At 63.2% G+C, this 17,824-nt stretch carries 24 protein-coding genes and 1 pseudogene; 2 read left to right on the top strand and 23 right to left on the bottom strand.

Annotated features, from left to right (window positions below; translation table 11 throughout):
• Positions 1–12: 12 nt before the first annotated feature.
• From AZKH_RS19660 to AZKH_RS19675, 4 genes are all read right to left on the bottom strand, one after another.
• Positions 13–2,241: a chemotaxis protein CheA gene (locus AZKH_RS19660; RefSeq protein ID WP_051071793.1), complete on the bottom strand. Its 2,229-nt coding sequence runs from the start codon at positions 2,239–2,241 to the stop codon at positions 13–15.
• 47 nt (positions 2,242–2,288) lie between these two features.
• On the bottom strand, positions 2,289–2,624 hold the full coding sequence (locus AZKH_RS19665) for a lipid asymmetry maintenance protein MlaB (protein WP_015437552.1): 336 nt from the start codon (positions 2,622–2,624) through the stop codon (positions 2,289–2,291).
• Positions 2,625–2,874: 250 nt separating this feature from the next.
• The gene (ssb, locus tag AZKH_RS19670; RefSeq protein ID WP_015437553.1) at positions 2,875–3,369 is read right to left on the bottom strand and encodes a single-stranded DNA-binding protein; all 495 of its coding nucleotides are present in this window, start codon (positions 3,367–3,369) and stop codon (positions 2,875–2,877) included.
• A gap of 27 nt (positions 3,370–3,396) precedes the next feature.
• A complete protein-coding gene (locus tag AZKH_RS19675) occupies positions 3,397–4,581 on the bottom strand; it encodes an MFS transporter (RefSeq protein ID WP_015437554.1) in 1,185 nt (394 codons plus the stop codon).
• Between the two features lie 135 nt (positions 4,582–4,716).
• Between AZKH_RS19675 and uvrA the strand changes: the two genes are divergently transcribed.
• Together uvrA and AZKH_RS19685 are read left to right on the top strand one after the other, a co-directional pair.
• Positions 4,717–7,551, top strand: a complete 2,835-nt coding sequence (uvrA, locus tag AZKH_RS19680; protein ID WP_015437555.1) for an excinuclease ABC subunit UvrA — start codon at positions 4,717–4,719, stop codon at positions 7,549–7,551.
• 123 nt (positions 7,552–7,674) lie between these two features.
• Positions 7,675–7,974 carry a hypothetical protein gene (locus tag AZKH_RS19685; protein WP_015437556.1) on the top strand — a complete coding sequence of 100 codons (300 nt, stop codon included), beginning with the start codon at positions 7,675–7,677 and terminating at the stop codon, positions 7,972–7,974.
• A gap of 11 nt (positions 7,975–7,985) precedes the next feature.
• Here AZKH_RS19685 and galE read toward each other — a convergent pair.
• The 19 genes and pseudogenes from galE to rplN form a co-directional block, all read right to left on the bottom strand.
• Positions 7,986–9,005, bottom strand: a pseudogene (gene galE / locus AZKH_RS19690) (UDP-glucose 4-epimerase GalE).
• Positions 9,006–9,104: 99 nt separating this feature from the next.
• On the bottom strand, positions 9,105–9,506 hold the full coding sequence (rplQ, locus tag AZKH_RS19695; RefSeq protein ID WP_015437559.1) for a 50S ribosomal protein L17: 402 nt from the start codon (positions 9,504–9,506) through the stop codon (positions 9,105–9,107).
• Positions 9,507–9,533: 27 nt separating this feature from the next.
• The gene (gene rpoA / locus AZKH_RS19700; RefSeq protein WP_015437560.1) at positions 9,534–10,514 is read right to left on the bottom strand and encodes a DNA-directed RNA polymerase subunit alpha; all 981 of its coding nucleotides are present in this window, start codon (positions 10,512–10,514) and stop codon (positions 9,534–9,536) included.
• 39 nt (positions 10,515–10,553) lie between these two features.
• Positions 10,554–11,183 (bottom strand): 30S ribosomal protein S4, encoded by a 630-nt coding sequence (gene rpsD / locus AZKH_RS19705; RefSeq protein WP_015437561.1) that lies wholly within the window; start codon positions 11,181–11,183, stop codon positions 10,554–10,556.
• A gap of 14 nt (positions 11,184–11,197) precedes the next feature.
• On the bottom strand, positions 11,198–11,587 hold the full coding sequence (gene rpsK, locus AZKH_RS19710) for a 30S ribosomal protein S11 (protein ID WP_011237995.1): 390 nt from the start codon (positions 11,585–11,587) through the stop codon (positions 11,198–11,200).
• Between the two features lie 12 nt (positions 11,588–11,599).
• Positions 11,600–11,962, bottom strand: coding sequence for a 30S ribosomal protein S13 (gene rpsM / locus AZKH_RS19715; RefSeq protein WP_015437562.1), 363 nt, complete (start codon positions 11,960–11,962; stop codon positions 11,600–11,602).
• 53 nt (positions 11,963–12,015) lie between these two features.
• Positions 12,016–12,129 (bottom strand): 50S ribosomal protein L36, encoded by a 114-nt coding sequence (rpmJ, locus tag AZKH_RS27005; protein WP_076603157.1) that lies wholly within the window; start codon positions 12,127–12,129, stop codon positions 12,016–12,018.
• Between the two features lie 21 nt (positions 12,130–12,150).
• Positions 12,151–12,369 carry a translation initiation factor IF-1 gene (infA, locus tag AZKH_RS19720; protein WP_015437563.1) on the bottom strand — a complete coding sequence of 73 codons (219 nt, stop codon included), beginning with the start codon at positions 12,367–12,369 and terminating at the stop codon, positions 12,151–12,153.
• Positions 12,370–12,372: 3 nt separating this feature from the next.
• Entirely contained in the window at positions 12,373–13,635 is a 1,263-nt protein-coding gene (secY, locus tag AZKH_RS19725) for a preprotein translocase subunit SecY (protein WP_255345719.1), read from the bottom strand.
• Positions 13,636–13,714: 79 nt separating this feature from the next.
• On the bottom strand, positions 13,715–14,152 hold the full coding sequence (gene rplO, locus AZKH_RS19730; RefSeq protein ID WP_015437565.1) for a 50S ribosomal protein L15: 438 nt from the start codon (positions 14,150–14,152) through the stop codon (positions 13,715–13,717).
• A gap of 1 nt (position 14,153) precedes the next feature.
• On the bottom strand, positions 14,154–14,336 hold the full coding sequence (gene rpmD, locus AZKH_RS19735; protein WP_015437566.1) for a 50S ribosomal protein L30: 183 nt from the start codon (positions 14,334–14,336) through the stop codon (positions 14,154–14,156).
• A gap of 3 nt (positions 14,337–14,339) precedes the next feature.
• Entirely contained in the window at positions 14,340–14,864 is a 525-nt protein-coding gene (gene rpsE / locus AZKH_RS19740) for a 30S ribosomal protein S5 (protein ID WP_015437567.1), read from the bottom strand.
• Positions 14,865–14,876: 12 nt separating this feature from the next.
• Complete coding sequence (gene rplR, locus AZKH_RS19745) at positions 14,877–15,230, bottom strand: 50S ribosomal protein L18 (RefSeq protein ID WP_015437568.1); 354 nt, start codon at positions 15,228–15,230, stop codon at positions 14,877–14,879.
• Between the two features lie 12 nt (positions 15,231–15,242).
• Positions 15,243–15,776, bottom strand: coding sequence for a 50S ribosomal protein L6 (gene rplF / locus AZKH_RS19750; protein ID WP_015437569.1), 534 nt, complete (start codon positions 15,774–15,776; stop codon positions 15,243–15,245).
• A gap of 10 nt (positions 15,777–15,786) precedes the next feature.
• Positions 15,787–16,182 (bottom strand): 30S ribosomal protein S8, encoded by a 396-nt coding sequence (gene rpsH, locus AZKH_RS19755; protein WP_015437570.1) that lies wholly within the window; start codon positions 16,180–16,182, stop codon positions 15,787–15,789.
• Positions 16,183–16,194: 12 nt separating this feature from the next.
• Complete coding sequence (rpsN, locus tag AZKH_RS19760) at positions 16,195–16,500, bottom strand: 30S ribosomal protein S14 (RefSeq protein WP_015437571.1); 306 nt, start codon at positions 16,498–16,500, stop codon at positions 16,195–16,197.
• 7 nt (positions 16,501–16,507) lie between these two features.
• Positions 16,508–17,047 carry a 50S ribosomal protein L5 gene (gene rplE, locus AZKH_RS19765; RefSeq protein ID WP_015437572.1) on the bottom strand — a complete coding sequence of 180 codons (540 nt, stop codon included), beginning with the start codon at positions 17,045–17,047 and terminating at the stop codon, positions 16,508–16,510.
• A 9-nt stretch (positions 17,048–17,056) separates the two neighbouring features.
• Entirely contained in the window at positions 17,057–17,374 is a 318-nt protein-coding gene (rplX, locus tag AZKH_RS19770; protein WP_015437573.1) for a 50S ribosomal protein L24, read from the bottom strand.
• A 12-nt stretch (positions 17,375–17,386) separates the two neighbouring features.
• Positions 17,387–17,755, bottom strand: coding sequence for a 50S ribosomal protein L14 (gene rplN / locus AZKH_RS19775; RefSeq protein WP_015437574.1), 369 nt, complete (start codon positions 17,753–17,755; stop codon positions 17,387–17,389).
• Positions 17,756–17,824 lie beyond the last annotated feature (69 nt).

The raw sequence follows: 17,824 nt of genomic DNA on the forward strand, positions 1-17,824 counted from the left end.
ATTTGCAACCGGTCAGCCGATGGCGACCGCCCGTTCCGATGCACTGGGCCGCAGCACGCGCCCGCCGCCCGCCGCGTCCCGCGCCGCCGCCTCCTGCAACAGCGACGGCACATCCAGGATCAAGGCCACCTGGCCGCTGCCGAGGATCGTCGAGCCGCCGATGCCGCGCACCCGGCTGAAGACCTTGCCCAGCGGCTTGATCACGGTCTGGAACTCGTCCATCAGCTCGTCGACGACGAGCCCTGCTTTGTGCGCGCCATAGCGCACGACGACGATGCTTTCGCGATGACCGCCGCAGCCGCCGAGGCCGAAGTGATCGCGCAGCCGCAGGAAGGGCAGGATCTCGCCGCGCAGGTTGATGTAGGTCCGCCCCGTCGCCGCCTGCCGGTCCGCCTCGGAGAGCTCGACGCATTCCAGCACCATGTCGAGCGGCACGACGTAGGCCGCGTCGCCGACGCCGACGAGGAAGCCGTCGATGATCGCGAGCGTCAGCGGCAGCCGGATGCGGATCGTCGTCCCCAGCCCCTCGGTGCTCTCCAGCTCGACCGTGCCACGCAGGGCCTCGATGTTCTGCCGCACCACGTCCATGCCGACGCCGCGGCCCGAAAGATTGCTGACCTGTTCCGCCGTCGAGAATCCCGGCTCGAAGATCAGCTTGTAGATTTCGTGCTCCGTGAGGCTCTGCCCGGGCTGCACCAGTCCGCGCGCGACGGCCTTCGCGAGGATGCGCTCCTTGTTCAGCCCGCCCCCATCGTCGCTCACCTCGATCACGATGCAGCCCGAGTCGTGGTACGCGTTCAGGCGCAGCGTCCCGCGCACCGGCTTGCTGCGCGCGAGGCGGAGCTCGGCCGATTCGATGCCATGGTCGATCGCGTTGCGCACAAGATGCGTCAGCGGATCGGCGATGCCCTCGACGACGCTCTTGTCGAGCTCGGTCTCCGCCCCGGTGATCGCCAGTTCGATGTCCTTGCCGAGCTCCTTCCCGACGTCGCGCACCACGCGCTGGAAGCGGTTGAAGGTCTCGCCGATCTGCACCATGCGCAGGCGCAGCGCGCCGTCACGGATCTCCTCGACGAGGCGCGAGATCAGCGCCGTCGCCTCAAGCATCGCGCCGTCGCTCCGCTGCTGCGCGAGCAGATTCGCGCCCGCACCGGCGATGACGAGCTCGCCGACGAGATTGATCAAGCTGTCGAGCTTATCCGCCGGCACGCGCACCAGCTTGTTGTCCGCAGCCTTGCTCTCGCGGTTGCGCACCTGCTTGTCGAGCGCGCTCTGCACGACCTGCGGCGCCACCACCTGCTGCTCCACGAGCAGCTCGCCGAGCGGCCCTGCCACCGGGCCCGCCGCGAGTGCGGTCTGCCAATCGAGCCCGGCTTCCAGTTCGCGCCGCGTCAGGGCGCCGCTCGCGACGAGGATCTCGCCGAGGCGCAGATCGTCCTCGGGCAGGCGCCGGATCAGCTCGATGTACTCCGACACCTTGCTGCGCGGCGGCAGCACGTGGATCTCCGAATCCTCGCGCACGAACTCGAACACGTTCTCGATCGTTTCCTTGCTCGCGCCAGAATGCAGCTCGATCTCGAAGCCCAGATAGCAGGCTTCCGGGTCCATCGCCGGGCCCTCGGGCATCGCGTCGGACAGCGTCGTAATCGACACGACCTCCCCGACGGTCGCCAGATAGCGGATGAAGGACAGCGGATCCATGCCGTTGCGCAGCACATCGCGGTCGAAGCGCAGGGAGATGTGCCAGTTGTCGGTCGCGACGACATCGCCATCACCGCGTTCCAACGCGCCTCCGCCGGCAGCCTCAACGCCCCCGCGCGACTCGGTGGGCAGCGTCGTCGCCGCGATCGCCGGCTTGCCCAGGAACTCCCGCAGTCTTGCGATCAGGCGCTCGCCGCAGGCCCGGGTCTCCGCGTCCAGCGCCATCGCCGGCACGTGCGCCACGAGCTTGCCGATGTGGTCCCCGCAGGGTAGCAGCAGCGCAATCAGGTCGCCGCAGACCTGGATCTCCCGGGTCCGCAGCTTGTCGAGCACATGCTCCAGCACATGCGTGAATGCGACGATCGGCTCCAGCCCGAAGAGTCCGGCCGAGCCCTTGATCGTGTGCGCGGCGCGAAACATCGCGTGGATGAGCTCGTCATCCGCAGGCGCGCTTTCGAGGCGCAGCAGCGCCTCCTCCATGTCGCGCAACAATTCATCCGCCTCGGCGATGAAGGTGTCCAGAGCCTGATCGAAATTCACGTCTTCGGTCCCCTCAAGGATTGACACAGAGCGTCCAGATCCAGGCGTCAGTTCCGAGACACTCCGCCCTCTGCGGCGCAGTCATCCAGAAGGCTGGCAAGCTGCATCGTCTCCAGCGCGTCCTTCACTACATCGCTGCACCCGGCGACCCGCAGTTCGATCCCGCGCTGTGCGGCCTCGCGCCTCGCCAGGATCAGCAACTGCAGTCCCGCGGTATCCACCTCATTCACCGCCGACATATCCAGATGCACGACCGGGCCGGCGTCCAGCGCCCTCATCAGCAGCCCATGTTGTTCCGCGACGGTGTAGATCGTGAGCTCGCCTTCCGGACGGAAGCCGGCCGGCCGCTCATTCACGGCATCGGATAAAGTTGAGGAGTTCATCGGGTCCGCCTCTCCACTGTCTGCAGGAACTGCCGCGATTCGGTTGCCGATTGCGTATGCCAACGTGGAATGCAGTATCTGCTTTGCGGACTGAGGGGCGAGAGCGTCCAATTACACGCGTGGACTAGGTAATTTCTCACGGGCGCACGAGGCGCGGGCAATCGTCGGCCCGGGCCGCCCGTAAACGAAAAAACCCGGCAACCACGAAGGGCTGCCGGGTCTTACCGAACCGGGTACTACGAGGCGTCGCTTAAAACGGGATATCGTCGTCGAAGTCGCCGAAACCGCCGCCGCTGCTCGGCTGGCTCGGCGCGCGCTGCGCGGGCGCGGCCTGCGGAGCTTGACGTGCCGGAGCCGGGGCCGGCGCGTCATAGCCGCCCTCTGACTGGCGCATCGGCGCATCGCCGCCCGAACGCGAACCCAGCATCTTCATCTCGTCGGCACGGATTTCCGTCGTGTAACGATCCTGGCCGTCCTTGTCCTGCCACTTGCGCGTCTGCAGGCGGCCTTCCACGTACACCTGGCTGCCCTTGCGCAGATATTGCGACGCGATCTCCGCGAGGCGGCCGAAAAACACCACGCGATGCCACTCCGTTGCTTCCTTGCGCTCGCCGCTCGCCTTGTCCTTCCAGGTCTCGGTCGTCGCGATCGTCACGTTGCAGATCGCGTCACCGCTCGGCGCATAACGCGTTTCCGGGTCCCGACCCAGGTTGCCGATCAGGATCACTTTGTTCAGGGAAGCCATCCCTTTCTCCTCGAATACAAATTCAAATTAACGCGCGGCCGCGCTCGCAACGGCACGTCGCACAGGTGGATTCATCGATGTCGCCAGCAGCAGCCAGATCACGGCGAGCAGCCCACAGGCAAAATTCACGGCGCCACTGCCATAGTGTTCAGCAATCCAGCCGCCCATCGCCCCCCCCAGGAACAGCCCGACGGACTGCAGCGTGTTGTAGAGGCCCAGCGCCGTACCCTTCGCATGCGGGGGCGCGACGCGCGAAATCCATGACGGAAGAATAGCTTCGAGCACATTGAACGCAACGAAGAACAACGTCAACCACAAGCCCAGCGCCGGCAGGCTGCGCCCGAAGGCATACAGGCCGGCCTGCACCACTACCAGCAGTCCGACGGCCGTGCTGAAGATGGTCTTCATTCGACCGCCCTTCTCGGCGATGATCACCGCCGGCACCATCAACGCGAACGACAGCACCACCGCCGGCAGATAGACCTTCCAGTGCTCGGGCAGCGGCAGCCCGCCCCCCGCCACCAGCGCCGCGGGCACCAGCACCCACATCGCGGTCTGGATCAGGTGCAGCACGAAGACACCGAAGTTCAGGCGCATCAACTGCCCGTCGCGCAGAACATCCGCGAAGCGCCCGCCGTTCGCGCGCGGCAAGGCCGGCGCCGCCGGCACGACATACAGCACGACACCGATCGCCGCCAAGGCCAGCGCGCCGGTCAGCCAGAAGATCCCGTCCATGCCGATCAGCGAATACAGCACTGGTGCCGCCACCATCGACAACGCAAACACCAGGCCGATGCTCGACCCGATCATCGCCATCACCTTGGTACGATGCTGATCCCGCGTCAGATCCGCCGCCAGCGCCGTCACCGCCGCCGAAATCGCCCCCGCCCCCTGCAACACGCGGCCGACGATGACGATCTGGATGCTCGCCGCAAGCGCCGCGACAACGCTACCCAATGCGAACAGCACGAGTCCGAACACAATCACCGGCTTGCGCCCAAAGCGGTCCGACGCAACCCCGTAGGGCATCTGCAGGAAAGCCTGGGTCAGCCCGTAGGCGCCGATCGCGAGCCCGACCAAGCTCATGTCGTCCCCGCCCGGCAGCTTGTGGGCATGCAACGAAAACACCGGCAGGATCAGGAACAGGCCGAGCATCCGCAGCGCAAAAATGGCTGCCAGGCTCGCGCCGGCTCGCCGCTCGGCAGGTGTCATGGAGTCTTGCTGGGGTCGGGACATGGGAGACGGCAGACGAGACAAAGTGGGGATTCTAACATCCGCCATCGCCGGGTTTGTTTCAGGTCAGTGTTCTCTCGTATAGTTGCATGTTCCCCTCGTCGGCCCAGGTCCATGGACGAAATCCGCATTCGCGGCGCGCGCACTCACAACCTCAAGAACATCAACCTCGACCTGCCGCGCAACCGCCTCACCGTGATCACCGGCCTGTCCGGCTCGGGCAAGTCCTCGCTCGCCTTCGACACCCTCTACGCCGAAGGCCAGCGCCGCTACGTCGAATCGCTGTCGGCCTACGCGCGCCAGTTCCTGCAGCTGATGGAAAAGCCCGACGTCGACCTCATCGAAGGCCTGTCGCCGGCGATCTCGATCGAACAGAAGGCCACCAGCCACAACCCGCGCTCGACCGTCGGCACGGTCACGGAAATCCACGATTACCTGCGCTTGCTCTACGCGCGCGCCGGCACGCCGCACTGCCCGGACCACCCCGACCAGGCGCTCGAAGCGCAGACCGTCTCGCAGATGGTCGACCACATCCTCGCGCTGCCCGAGGACACGCGACTGATGATCCTCGCCCCGGTGGTCTCGCATCGCAAAGGCGAGCAGCACGAGCTCTTCTCCGAATTGCGCGCCCAAGGCTTCGTCCGTGTGCGCGTGGATGGTCAGGTCGGCGAGCTCGACGCCATGCCGCCGCTCGAAAAGGGCCGCCGCCACAGCGTCGAAGTCGTCATCGACCGCCTCAAGGTTCGCGCAGACCAGCGCGGCCGCCTCGCCGAATCCTTCGAGACCGCACTCACCCACGCCGACGGCCGTGCGATCGCCGTCGAAATGGACAGCGGCCACGAACACCTCTTCTCGGCCCGCTTCGCCTGTCCGATCTGCAGCTACTCGCTCGCCGAACTCGAACCGCGCCTCTTCTCGTTCAACAACCCCTCCGGCGCCTGTCCGAAATGCGACGGCCTTGGCCAGGTCGAATTCTTCGACCCCGCCCGCGTCGTCGCCCATCCCGAACTCTCACTCGCCGCCGGCGCCATCCGCGGCTGGGACCGCCGCAACCAGTTCTACTTCCAGATGCTCGCCGGGCTCGCGAGCCACTACGACTTCGACGTCGAAGCGCCGTTCGAGACCCTGTCCGAAGAAGTCCGCCAGGTCGTCCTGCACGGCTCGGGCCGACACAAGATCACCTTCCGTTACCTCTCGGACAACGGCCGCATGGTCCCGAAGGAGCACCCCTTCGAAGGCATCATTCCCAACCTCGAACGCCGCTTCCGCGAAACCGACTCCATCGCGGTACGCGAAGAGCTCGCCAAGTACCGCGCCACCCAGGCCTGCCCCGCCTGCCACGGCACGCGCCTGCGCAGCGAAGCGCGCCACGTGCTCATCGGCGGCCAGTCGCTGCATACCGTCAGCCACATGCCGCTCGGCGAGTGCAAAGCCTTCTTCGACGAACTCAGCCTCAGCGGCCAGCGCGCGCTGGTGGCCGCCAAGATCGTCAAGGAGATCTCCGACCGCCTGAGCTTCCTGATCAACGTCGGCCTCGACTACCTCTCGCTCGACCGCTCCGCCGACACCCTTTCCGGCGGCGAAGCCCAGCGCATTCGCCTCGCCAGCCAGATCGGCTCCGGCCTCACCGGCGTCATGTACGTCCTCGACGAACCCTCGATCGGCCTGCACCAGCGCGACAACGACCGCCTGCTCACGACCCTGCGCCAGCTGCGCGACCTCGGCAACACCGTGATCGTCGTCGAACACGACGAAGACGCCATCCGCTGCGCCGATTACGTCGTGGACATGGGCCCGGGCGCCGGCGTCCATGGCGGCGAAATCGTCGCCCAGGGGACCCCGACCGAGATCATCGCCAACCCGCAATCCCTCACCGGCGCCTACCTCGCCGGCCACGAGGCCATCCAGCCCCCCGTGCGCCGCAGTGCGCCCAACCCGGAACGCCTGTTCCACCTGCGCGGCTGCACCGGCAACAACCTCAAGGATGTCACCCTCGAACTCCCGGTCGGTCTCTTCACCTGCATCACCGGCGTCTCCGGCTCAGGCAAGTCCACGCTGATCAACGACACCCTCTACGCCATCGCCGCACGCCACCTCTATGGCTCCAACATCGAGCCCGCCCCCCACGGCGAGGTCGAAGGGCTGGATCACTTCGACAAGGTCATCAACGTCGACCAAAGCCCCATCGGCCGCACCCCACGCTCCAACCCGGCGACTTACACCGGCCTACTCACTCCGGTGCGCGAACTCTTCGCCGGCGTCCCCGAAGCGCGCGCACGCGGCTACGGCCCCGGCCGCTTCTCGTTCAACGTCAAGGGCGGACGCTGCGAAGCCTGCCAGGGCGACGGCATGATCAAGGTCGAGATGCACTTTCTTCCGGACATGTACGTCCCCTGCGACGTCTGCCACGGCAAACGCTACAACCGCGAAACGCTCGAAATCCGCTACAAGGGCAAGACCATCTACGAGGTCCTCGACATGACCGTCGAGAACGCCCTCGAATTCTTCCGCCCCGTCCCCGGCGTCGCGCGCAAGCTCGAGACCCTGATGGACGTTGGCCTCGGCTACATCCGCCTTGGCCAGAGCGCGACCACCCTCTCGGGCGGCGAAGCCCAACGCGTCAAACTCTCCCTGGAGCTCTCAAAACGCGACACGGGCCGCACCCTCTATATCCTCGACGAACCCACCACCGGCCTGCACTTCCGCGACATCGAACTGCTGCTCGGCGTCCTGAATCGCCTGCGCGACCACGGCAACACCATCGTCGTCATCGAGCACAACCTTGATGTGATCAAGACCGCCGACTGGGTCATCGACCTCGGCCCGGAAGGTGGTCACCGCGGCGGCCAGATCCTCTGCACCGGCGCTCCCGAAGCGATCGCGGGCCACCCGGCCAGCCATACCGGCCGCTACCTGAGGAAACTCCTCCCTGCGACCGCCCCCGCGTGACGGCGCCAAGACAGTTCGCTCGCTCAGTCTGCTTTCAGCGCTTACAATTTGATCAGCACCAGTCCTCGCTTGCCCCGGCTCCCCCAGTTGAGAATCGCGGCCGAAAGCATTAAGGAGACCGCCATGCCCGAAGTCCCGAACGACCCTCAAAGCATCTTCCTCGACCGCATCGAACGGCGGGTGAAGATCCTCAAGACGCTTCTCGACGCAGCTCTGGGCGTCTACCTTCCCGCCGAAGACCAGCAACGGCGACGTGCCATCGAACAGGTCGTGCGCTCGACGGCCCGCCAGAGCGAACTCCCGCAGCTGACCAACGACACGCTCAAGAAGGCCTACGACATCGTCAACGGACACCTCGAGGCCATGCAGAAGGTCCTTCCGCACGACGTCCAGTATCGCAATCGCGTCCGCAAGAACTGGTAAGGCGCCACCGCTCAGTCCGGATAACCGTCCGGATTCTGCGACTGCCAGCGCCACGCGTCGCGGCACATCGCATCGAGGTCGTAACGCGGCGACCAATCGAGACCCTCCCTCGCCCGCTCGGGATCTGCCCAGCACGTCGCGACGTCGCCCGGACGGCGGCTAACCAGATCGAACGCAACCGGACGCCCCGACGCCCGCTCGAACGCACGCACCACCTCCAACACGCTGTATCCGCGCCCCGTTCCCAGGTTGAGGCAGCTCACCGCATCCAGCGCATCAATCCTTTCGACTGCCTTCACGTGCCCCGCAGCCAGATCCACGACGTGGATATAGTCACGCACCCCCGTCCCGTCGATCGTCGGATAGTCGCTTCCGAACACCTGCAGCCTCGGCCGCCGCCCGACCGCCACCTGACATACGAAGGGCATCAGGTTGTTCGGCATCCCATTCGGGTCCTCCCCGATACGCCCGCTCGCATGCGCGCCGACCGGATTGAAATAGCGCAGCAAGACCACGCGCCAACGCGGATCGGACGCCGCCACGTCACGCAGGATCTGCTCCGCCATGAGTTTCGTCCAACCGTAGGGATTAGTCGGCCCGGTTGGAAAATCCTCACGGATCGGCACGCTCGCCGGGTCACCATAGACCGTCGCAGACGAACTGAACACGATCCTCCGGACGCCCGCTTCCCCCATCGCCGAAATCAAGGACAGCAGCCCTTCGATGTTGTTGCCGTAATACCGCAGCGGTTCGGCGACCGACTCACCGACCGCCTTCAGCGCTGCGAAGTGGATCACCGAATGGATGTCATGCGACGCAAAGACCCGCGCAAGCCCCTACCCATCTCGCACATCCAAGGGATAGAAGCCCGCCAGCGAGCGTCCGGCAATTTCCTCGACACGCCGGATCGCTTCGAGCTTGCTGTTGCTCAGATTATCAACGACGACGACCTCATGGCCGCCGGCCAGCAGTTCCACACAGGTATGCGAACCGATATAGCCCGCTCCACCCGTAACCAGTACTGTCGCCACGACGTCACCTCACTATTCCAGCGCCGCGCCGCCCGCGGCGACAAAAAAAATGGGCCGTCGAAACGGCCCATCTCTTCTACGGCTTCATGCACCCGATACTCAGGCTGCAGCTGCCTCGCTGACTTCGACAACTTCGTTGTCGGCGGGGCGATCGACGAGCTCGACCAGCGCCATCGGCGCATTGTCGCCGTCGCGGAAGCCGAACTTCAGGATGCGCAGGTAGCCGCCGTTGCGGGCCGAGAAACGCGGGCCCAGCTCGTCGAACAGCTTCACGACCATGTCGCGGTCGCGCAGGCGGTTGAAGGCCAGACGACGGTTCGACAGGCTCGGCTTCTTGCCGAGGGTGATCAGCGGCTCGACCACGCGGCGCAGTTCCTTGGCCTTCGGCAGCGTCGTCTTGATGACTTCGTGACGCAGCAGCGAGTTAGCCATGTTGCGGAACATCGCTTGGCGATGAGCGCTGGTACGATTAAGTTTGCGAAGACCGTTGCGGTGACGCATTTTTATTCCTCACTCAACTGCGCCAACTCAACCGAGCTTCTCAAGCCCGGCCGGCGGCCAGTTTTCCAGTTTCATGCCAAGCGTCAGCCCGCGGGAGGCCAACACTTCCTTGATTTCGTTCAGCGACTTGCGGCCGAGGTTCGGAGTCTTCAGCAGCTCCGTTTCGGTACGCTGGATCAGATCGCCGATGTAGTAGATGTTCTCGGCCTTCAGGCAGTTCGCCGAACGCACAGTCAGCTCCAGATCATCGACCGGGCGCAGCAGCACCGGATCGATCACCTGGGTCGTCGATTGCTCGACCACCGGCGCCGTTCCCTCGAGATCCGCGAACACCGACAGCTGATCCATCAGCACGCGCGCCGCGTAGCGGATCGCCTCTTCCGGATCGACTGCACCGTTGGTTTCGATATCGATGACCAGACGGTCGAGGTCGGTACGCTGCTCGACGCGTGCGCTCTCGACGAGATAGCTCACGCGGCGAACCGGGCTGAACGACGCGTCCAGAACGACGTTGCCGATGCTCTTCGTCTCGCCGGCAGCCGGACGAACGTTGCCCGGCACGTAGCCGCGGCCCTGCTCGACCTTGATCTGCATCTCCAGCTTGCCGCCGGGAGCGAGGTGCGCGATCACGTGGTCGGGATTGATGATCTCGACGTCGTGACCACCCTCGATATCGGCCGCCGTGACCACACCCTCACCCGACTTCGACAGGCGCAGGGTCGTCTCGCTGCGGTTATGCAGCTTCAGGACCACACCCTTCAGGTTCAGGAGCAGATCAACGATGTCTTCGCGCACACCGTCGAGCGTTGAGTACTCGTGCAGCACGCCCTCGATCGTGACTTCGGTCGGCGCATAGCCAGGCAGCGAGGAAAGGAGGATGCGCCGCAGCGCATTCCCCAGGGTATGACCGAAACCACGCTCGAACGGCTCCATCGTCACCCGCGCCTGAACCGGCGAGATGCTCTGGACGTCGATGATGCGGGGTTTCAGCAGTGAATTGCTTTGCATCAGCAGTTCCTCGGATCTTTGAGTCTTCAGGCGAGCCTGTTAGCGGGAGTACAGTTCGACCACCAGGCCTTCGTTGATCGTCGGCGGCAGCTCTGCACGCTGCGGATACGCCTTGAACACGCCCTTGCCGGCCTTCGCATCGACTTCGATCCATTCCGGGAAACCACGCGATGCGGCAGCCTCGAGAGCAGCCTTCACGCGCAGCTGGCCGCGAGCACCTTCGGTCAGCTCGACGACGTCACCCGGACGCACGACGAACGACGGGATATTCACACGCTTGCCATTGACCAGGATGCCGTTGTGACGGACCAGCTGACGCGATTCCGCGCGCGACGCGCCGAAGCCCATGCGGTACACCACGGAGTCCAGACGGCCTTCCAGCAGTTGCAGCAGGTTTTCGCCAGTCTGACCGCGACGGCGGTCGGCTTCGGCATACACCTTGCGGAACTGGGCTTCCAGCACGCCGTACAGGCGGCGGATCTTCTGCTTTTCACGCAGTTGTACGCCATAGCCGGACAGACGCTGACCGGAACGCTGGCCGTGCTGGCCAGGCGCATACGCACGACGCTCGATCGCACACTTATCGGTGAAGCACTTATCACCCTTCAGGAACAGCTTTTCGCCCTCGCGACGGCACTGACGGCACTTGGGATCCAGATTACGAGCCACGTTTCAACTCCTTGTCAGATACGACGCTTTTTCGGCGGACGGCAGCCGTTATGCGGAATCGGCGTGATGTCGGTAATGCTGGAGATCTTCATACCCAGCGCATTGAGCGCGCGCACGGCAGATTCGCGACCGGGACCCGGCCCCTTGATGCGCACTTCCAGATTCTTGACACCGCATTCCTGAGCGGCCTTGCCGGCAGCCTCGGCGGCGACCTGCGCGGCAAACGGAGTGCTCTTGCGCGAGCCCTTGAAGCCCGCACCACCCGAGGTTGCCCACGACAGAGCGTTGCCCTGGCGATCGGTAATCGTAATGATCGTATTGTTGAAGCTCGCGTGCACGTGGGCGATGCCCTCGGCAACGTTCTTCTTAACCTTTTTGCGAACTTTCGCAGCAGTCTTAGCCATTATCAGTCCCTATCACTTCTTGCCGGCGATGGCCTTGCGCGGTCCCTTGCGGGTACGTGCATTGGTACGGGTACGCTGACCGCGGACAGGCAGACCACGACGGTGACGGACACCGCGGTAGCAACCCAAGTCCATCAGGCGCTTGATGTTCATCGTCACTTCACGACGGAGGTCACCCTCCACGACGAACTTGGCGACCTCATCGCGCAGCCGTTCCATATCCGACTCGGTGAGGTCCTTCACCTTGGCAGAGCGAGCCACGTTGGCAGAATCACAAATATTCTGAGCACGCGAACGGCCAATTCCATAGATGGCGGTCAGCGCAATCTCGGCATGCTTGTGGTTGGGAATGTTTACCCCAGCAATACGGGCCATTCGATTACCCCAAAAAGCGAAACATTAAATATTAATCCTCGAGCGCCCTAAGATCAACCCTGGCGCTGCTTGTGCCGCGGATCTGCGCAGATGACGCGGACCACACCCTTGCGACGCACGATCTTGCAGTTGCGGCACAGCCGCTTAACCGAAGCCTGAACTCTCATTTTGTTGCTCCTGTTTCTTGATTACTTGGTCCGGAAAACGATCCGGGCCTTGGTCAGGTCGTAGGGCGTCAGCTGCACAGTGACCTTGTCACCGGGAAGAATCCGGATGTAGTGCATCCGCATCTTCCCCGAGATGTACCCGAGGACCATGTGTCCGTTTTCGAGCCGGACGCGAAACGTTGCATTGGGAAGGTTCTCTGTGACCTCGCCCTGCATCTCGATAACGTCTTCCTTCGCCATAGCTTACCTGGTCGGAAGCCCCGCCCCCTTGAAGTTCGCCTTCTTGAGCAGGCTCTCGTACTGATGTGACATGACGTACGCCTGGACCTGCGACATAAAGTCCATCGTCACAACCACCAGGATCAGCAGTGAGGTGCCTCCGAAATAGAACGGCACGTTCCACTTCAAGATTAACAACTCAGGCAGCAGGCACACCAGCGTGATGTATCCGGCACCCACCAGCGTCAGCCGCGTCAGGATCTTGTCGATGTATCGGGCCGTCTGATCGCCGGGACGAATCCCGGGAACGAACGCTCCGCTCTTCTTCAGATTATCCGCCGTCTCCCGCGCATTGAACACGAGCGCCGTATAGAAGAAACAGAAGAAGATAATCGCCGCGGCATACAACATGACGTAGATCGGCTGCCCCGGCGCGAGCGTCGAGGACAGATCTCGTAACCAGCGCATGCTCTCCGACGCGCCGAACCATTGTCCCAACGTCGCCGGGAACAGGATGATGCTCGACGCGAAGATCGGCGGGATGACCCCCGACATGTTCAACTTCAATGGCAGATGCGAACTCTGGCCGCCGTAGATCTTGTTGCCGACCTGCCGCTTGGCATAGTTCACCAGGATCTTCCGCTGACCCCGCTCGACAAAGACGACGAAACCCGTCACCAGCACGACCAGCACACAGATCAGCAGCGCTGTGAAGGGATGCATCGCGCCGGTCCGCACCAGCTCGAACAACTTCGCAATCGAGCTCGGCAAGCCGGCTGCAATACCTGCGAAGATGATCAGCGAGATGCCGTTCCCAAGGCCGCGCTCGGTGATCTGCTCACCCAGCCACATCAGGAACATGGTCCCGGTAACAAGCGTCGCCACGGTTACGAAGCGGAACAGGAAGCCCGGATCGAGCACCAGCCCAGCCTGCCCTTCGAGCGCGATCGCGATGCCGAGGGACTGCGCAAACGCCAGTGCAACCGTGCCGTAACGGGTGTACTTCGTGATCTGGCGCCTGCCGGCCTCGCCCTCTTTCTTGAGCGCCTCGAGCTGCGGAATCGCAACCGTCATCAACTGCATGATGATCGATGCAGAGATATACGGCATGATCCCCAGGGCGAAAATCGTAAAGCGCGACAACGCCCCGCCGGAGAACAGATTGAAGACACCAAGGATGCCGCCTGCCTGCGACTGGAACAGCTCGGCCAGTCGCTGCGGATCGATCCCGGGCACCGGAATATGACCTCCGATACGATAGACGATCAGAGCGCCGACCAAGAACATCAGCCGGCGCTTCAGATCGCCGAAGCGACCGGGGGTTCCCAACGTGGCAGCAGAAGTGGCCACAGCCCTGTCCTTCGCCTTACTCGGCAGCCACGGAACCACCGGCTGCCTGAATGGCAGCCAAGGCACCCTTCGTCGCACCGACGCCGCGCAAGGTCACTTTCCGGGCGATTGCGCCGGACAGAACGACCTTTGCCGACAGCGTATCCGCAGGGACCAGTCCGGCCTGCTTCAACACCAGCAGATCGACGTCGTCGACGGGCAGCTTGTCGAGTTCCGACAGACGCACTTCGGCGTTACGACTACCGGTCAGCGACACGAAGCCGCGCTTCGGCAGACGACGCTGCAGCGGCATTTGACCGCCTTCGAAACCGACCTTGTGGAAGCCTCCGGCGCGGGACTTCTGGCCCTTGTGACCGCGACCGCAGGTCTTGCCCAGGCCGCTGCCGATACCACGGCCGACGCGCTTGGCAGTAAACTTTGCGCCAGCAGCGGGTTTGATCGTATTGAGTCGCATATCAGCCCTCACACTTCACGAGGTACGACACCTTGTTCACCATGCCGCGAACTTCCGGGGTGTCCTGGAGTTCGACGGTGTGATTCAGGCGACGCAGCCCCAGACCGCGCACCGTCGCACGGTGCGATTGCTTGGTACCGATCACGCTTTTCACCAGCGTGACCTTGATCGTCTTCTCGGCCATGGCTTACCCCAGAATCTCTTCGACGCTCTTGCCGCGCTTCGCTGCGATTTCTGCAGGCGTATTGACGGCCAGCAGACCATTCAGCGTGGCGCGCACGACGTTGTAAGGATTGGCCGAACCGATGCACTTGCAGGTGACGTCGGTCACGCCCATCACTTCGAACACGGCACGCATCGGGCCGCCGGCAATGATGCCGGTACCGCTCGGAGCGGGCTGCATCAGCACCGAAGAGGCGCCGTGCTTGCCGACCACGGCATGGTGCAGGGTGCCGTTCTTCAGTGACACCTTGACCATCTTGCGGCGCGCTTCATCCATCGCCTTCTGGACGGCGACCGGCACTTCGCGGGACTTGCCCTTGCCCATGCCGATACCGCCGTCGCCATCACCCACCACGGTCAGCGCAGCGAAACCGAGGATACGGCCGCCCTTCACCACCTTGGTGACGCGATTGATGGCAACCATCTTCTCGCGAAGGCCGTCGTCACGCTCCTCCGAAGCCTGCGGACGCTTGCTTTGTTGCTTAGCCATACGAATCCTCGCTTAGAACTTGAGTCCGCCTTCGCGGGCAGCCTCGGCCAGCGCCTGAACGCGACCGTGATATTGGAAGCCGGCGCGATCGAACGCGACCGTCTCGATACCAGCCGCCTTCGCGCGCTCGGCAATCAGCTTGCCGACGAGCTGTGCCGCAGCCTTGTTGCCGCCGTGCGAAAGCTGCGAGCGCACATCAGCCTCGAGCGTCGATGCCGAAGCGAGCACACGCGACCCGCAACCAGCGATCACCTGGGCGTAGATATGCGAATTGGAACGAAACACGGTCAAGCGAACCGCCTTCAGTTCCGCGATTTTGGCTCGGGTTTTACGAGCACGACGCAGACGAACGTCTTTCTTGTTCATATCAAACCGCCCTTACTTCTTCTTGGTTTCCTTGAGCACAACCACTTCGTCCGAATAACGGACGCCCTTGCCCTTATACGGCTCGGGTTCGCGGTATGCACGCACCTCGGCTGCGACCTGGCCGACCAACTGCTTGTCGATGCCCTTGATCACGATTTCGGTCTGCGTCGGGGTCTCGACCTTGATACCCGCAGGCATCTGATGGACCACCGGATGCGAGAAACCAAGGGTCAGGTTCAGCTTGTCGCCCTGAGCCTGGGCGCGATAACCGACGCCCACCAGGGTCAGCTTGCGCTCGAAGCCCTTCGTCACGCCGGCCACCATGTTGTTAACGAGCGCGCGAACGGTACCGGACATCGCACGACCATTGGGCGCACCGGGAACCGCGGCAAACACGAGCGCATCGCCTTCGCGCTGAACTGATACGTCGCCACCGACGAATCGCGTCAGCGTACCGAGCGGTCCCTTGACGGCGACTTCGCCGGCACCGATGGTCACTTCGACGCCCGCGGGGACGGCAACCGGATTCTTAGCTACACGAGACATGAAATCCCCCTTACGCGACGTAGCAGATGACTTCGCCGCCGACGCGACCCGAACGGGCAGCACGGTCGGTCATCACGCCACGGGGAGTCGACACGATCGCGACACCCAGACCGTTCATCACACGCGGCAGATCGTCGCTACCCTTGTAAACGCGCAGACCGGGACGGCTGACGCGCTCGAGGCGCTCGATGACCGGGCGACCGGCGTAATACTTCAGCACCACGTCGAGTTCGGGCTTGCCGCCAGCTTCACGGACGCCAAACGACTCGATGTAACCTTCATCTTGCAGCACCTTGGCAATCGCAACCTTCAGCTTCGAGCTCGGCATCGAGACGCTAGCCTTTTGAGCCTGCTGACCATTGCGGATGCGGGTCAGCATATCGGCGATAGGATCGGACATACTCATCTGCTAATCTCCTTACCAGCTCGCCTTGGTCATGCCGGGCACTTCGCCACGGAACGCCAGGTCACGCAGCTTGTTGCGGCACAGGCCGAACTTGCGGAACACGCCACGCGGACGACCGGTCAGCTCGCAGCGACGACGCTCGCGAACGGGACTTGCATTGCGCGGCAGCTGCTGCAGCTTCAGACGCGCAGCCATGCGCTCTTCTTCAGGCAACTTGAAATCGTTGATCTGAGCGATCAGCGCGGCACGCTTGGCGGCGAACTTCTCGACCGTCTTGCGGCGCTTCTCTTCTCGATTGATCAGAGCCAGTTTTGCCATAACACCCTCAATTCTTGAACGGGAACTTGAACGCAGCGAGCAGAGCCCGAGCTTCCTGATCGGTCTTCGCGGTCGTCGTGATGCTGATATTCATACCGCGCAGCGCGTCGATCTTGTCGTACTCGATCTCGGGGAAAATGATCTGCTCTTTGACGCCCAGGTTGTAGTTGCCGCGGCCATCGAAACCCTTGCCGGCAATCCCGCGAAAGTCGCGAATACGCGGCATCGCGATCGTCACCAAGCGATCAAGGAATTCATACATCGTCGCACCGCGCAACGTCACCATGCAGCCGATCGGATAACCGTCACGAATCTTGAAACCCGCGATCGACTTGCGAGCCTTCGTAACCACCGGCTTCTGACCAGCGATCTTCTGCATGTCGCCAACGGCATGCTCGAGAATCTTCTTGTCACCCACCGCCTCGCCGACACCCATGTTCAGAGTGATCTTGGTGATGCGGGGCACTTCCATAACCGACTTGTAGCCGAACTGCTTCAGCAGATCCGGAGCAATCGATTCCTTGTAGTACTGTTGCAAGCGCGCCATTGCCACTCCTTACGCGTCGATCAGTTCGCCATTGGACTTGAAGAAGCGCACCTTGCGACCATCTTCAAGCACCCGAATCCCAACGCGATCGCCTTTCTGCGATGCGGGATTGAACAGCGCAACATTCGAGATGTGCAGCGGCATTTCCTTCTCAACGATGCCACCGACCTCGCCCTTCAGCGGATTCGGACGCACGTGCTTCTTGGCGCGATTCACGCCTTCGACGACGATACGCTCTTCACCGACGCGACCCAGCACAACACCGCGACGACCACGGTCCTTGCCGGCCAGGACGACTACCTCATCACCTTTGCGGATCTTGTTCATCTCGACAACTCCTTAGAGCACTTCAGGCGCCAGCGAGACGATCTTCATGAACCGCTCGGTACGCAGCTCGCGCGTCACCGGCCCAAAAATGCGGGTGCCGATCGGCTCGAGCTTGTTGTTCAGCAGAACGGCCGCATTGCCATCGAAGCGCAGCAGCGAACCGTCGGGGCGACGAACGCCCTTCGCGGTGCGCACGACGACCGCATTGTAAATATCGCCCTTCTTGACGCGACCACGCGGCGCGGCGTCCTTCACGGCAACCTTGATGATGTCACCAACGCTGGCATACCGACGCTTGGAACCGCCAAGCACCTTGATGCACATCACCGAACGCGCGCCGGTGTTATCGGCGACGTCCAGAATGGACTGCATTTGAATCATGAATTTATCTCCAACTTGCCCCGCTACCGCGGTCAGTCTTGGAACCCGTTCGGGTGGGAAGCTCCGAGG

The sequence above is a fragment of the Azoarcus sp. KH32C genome (assembly GCF_000349945.1).
In the GTDB taxonomy this organism is placed as follows: Bacteria; Pseudomonadota; Gammaproteobacteria; order Burkholderiales; family Rhodocyclaceae; genus Aromatoleum.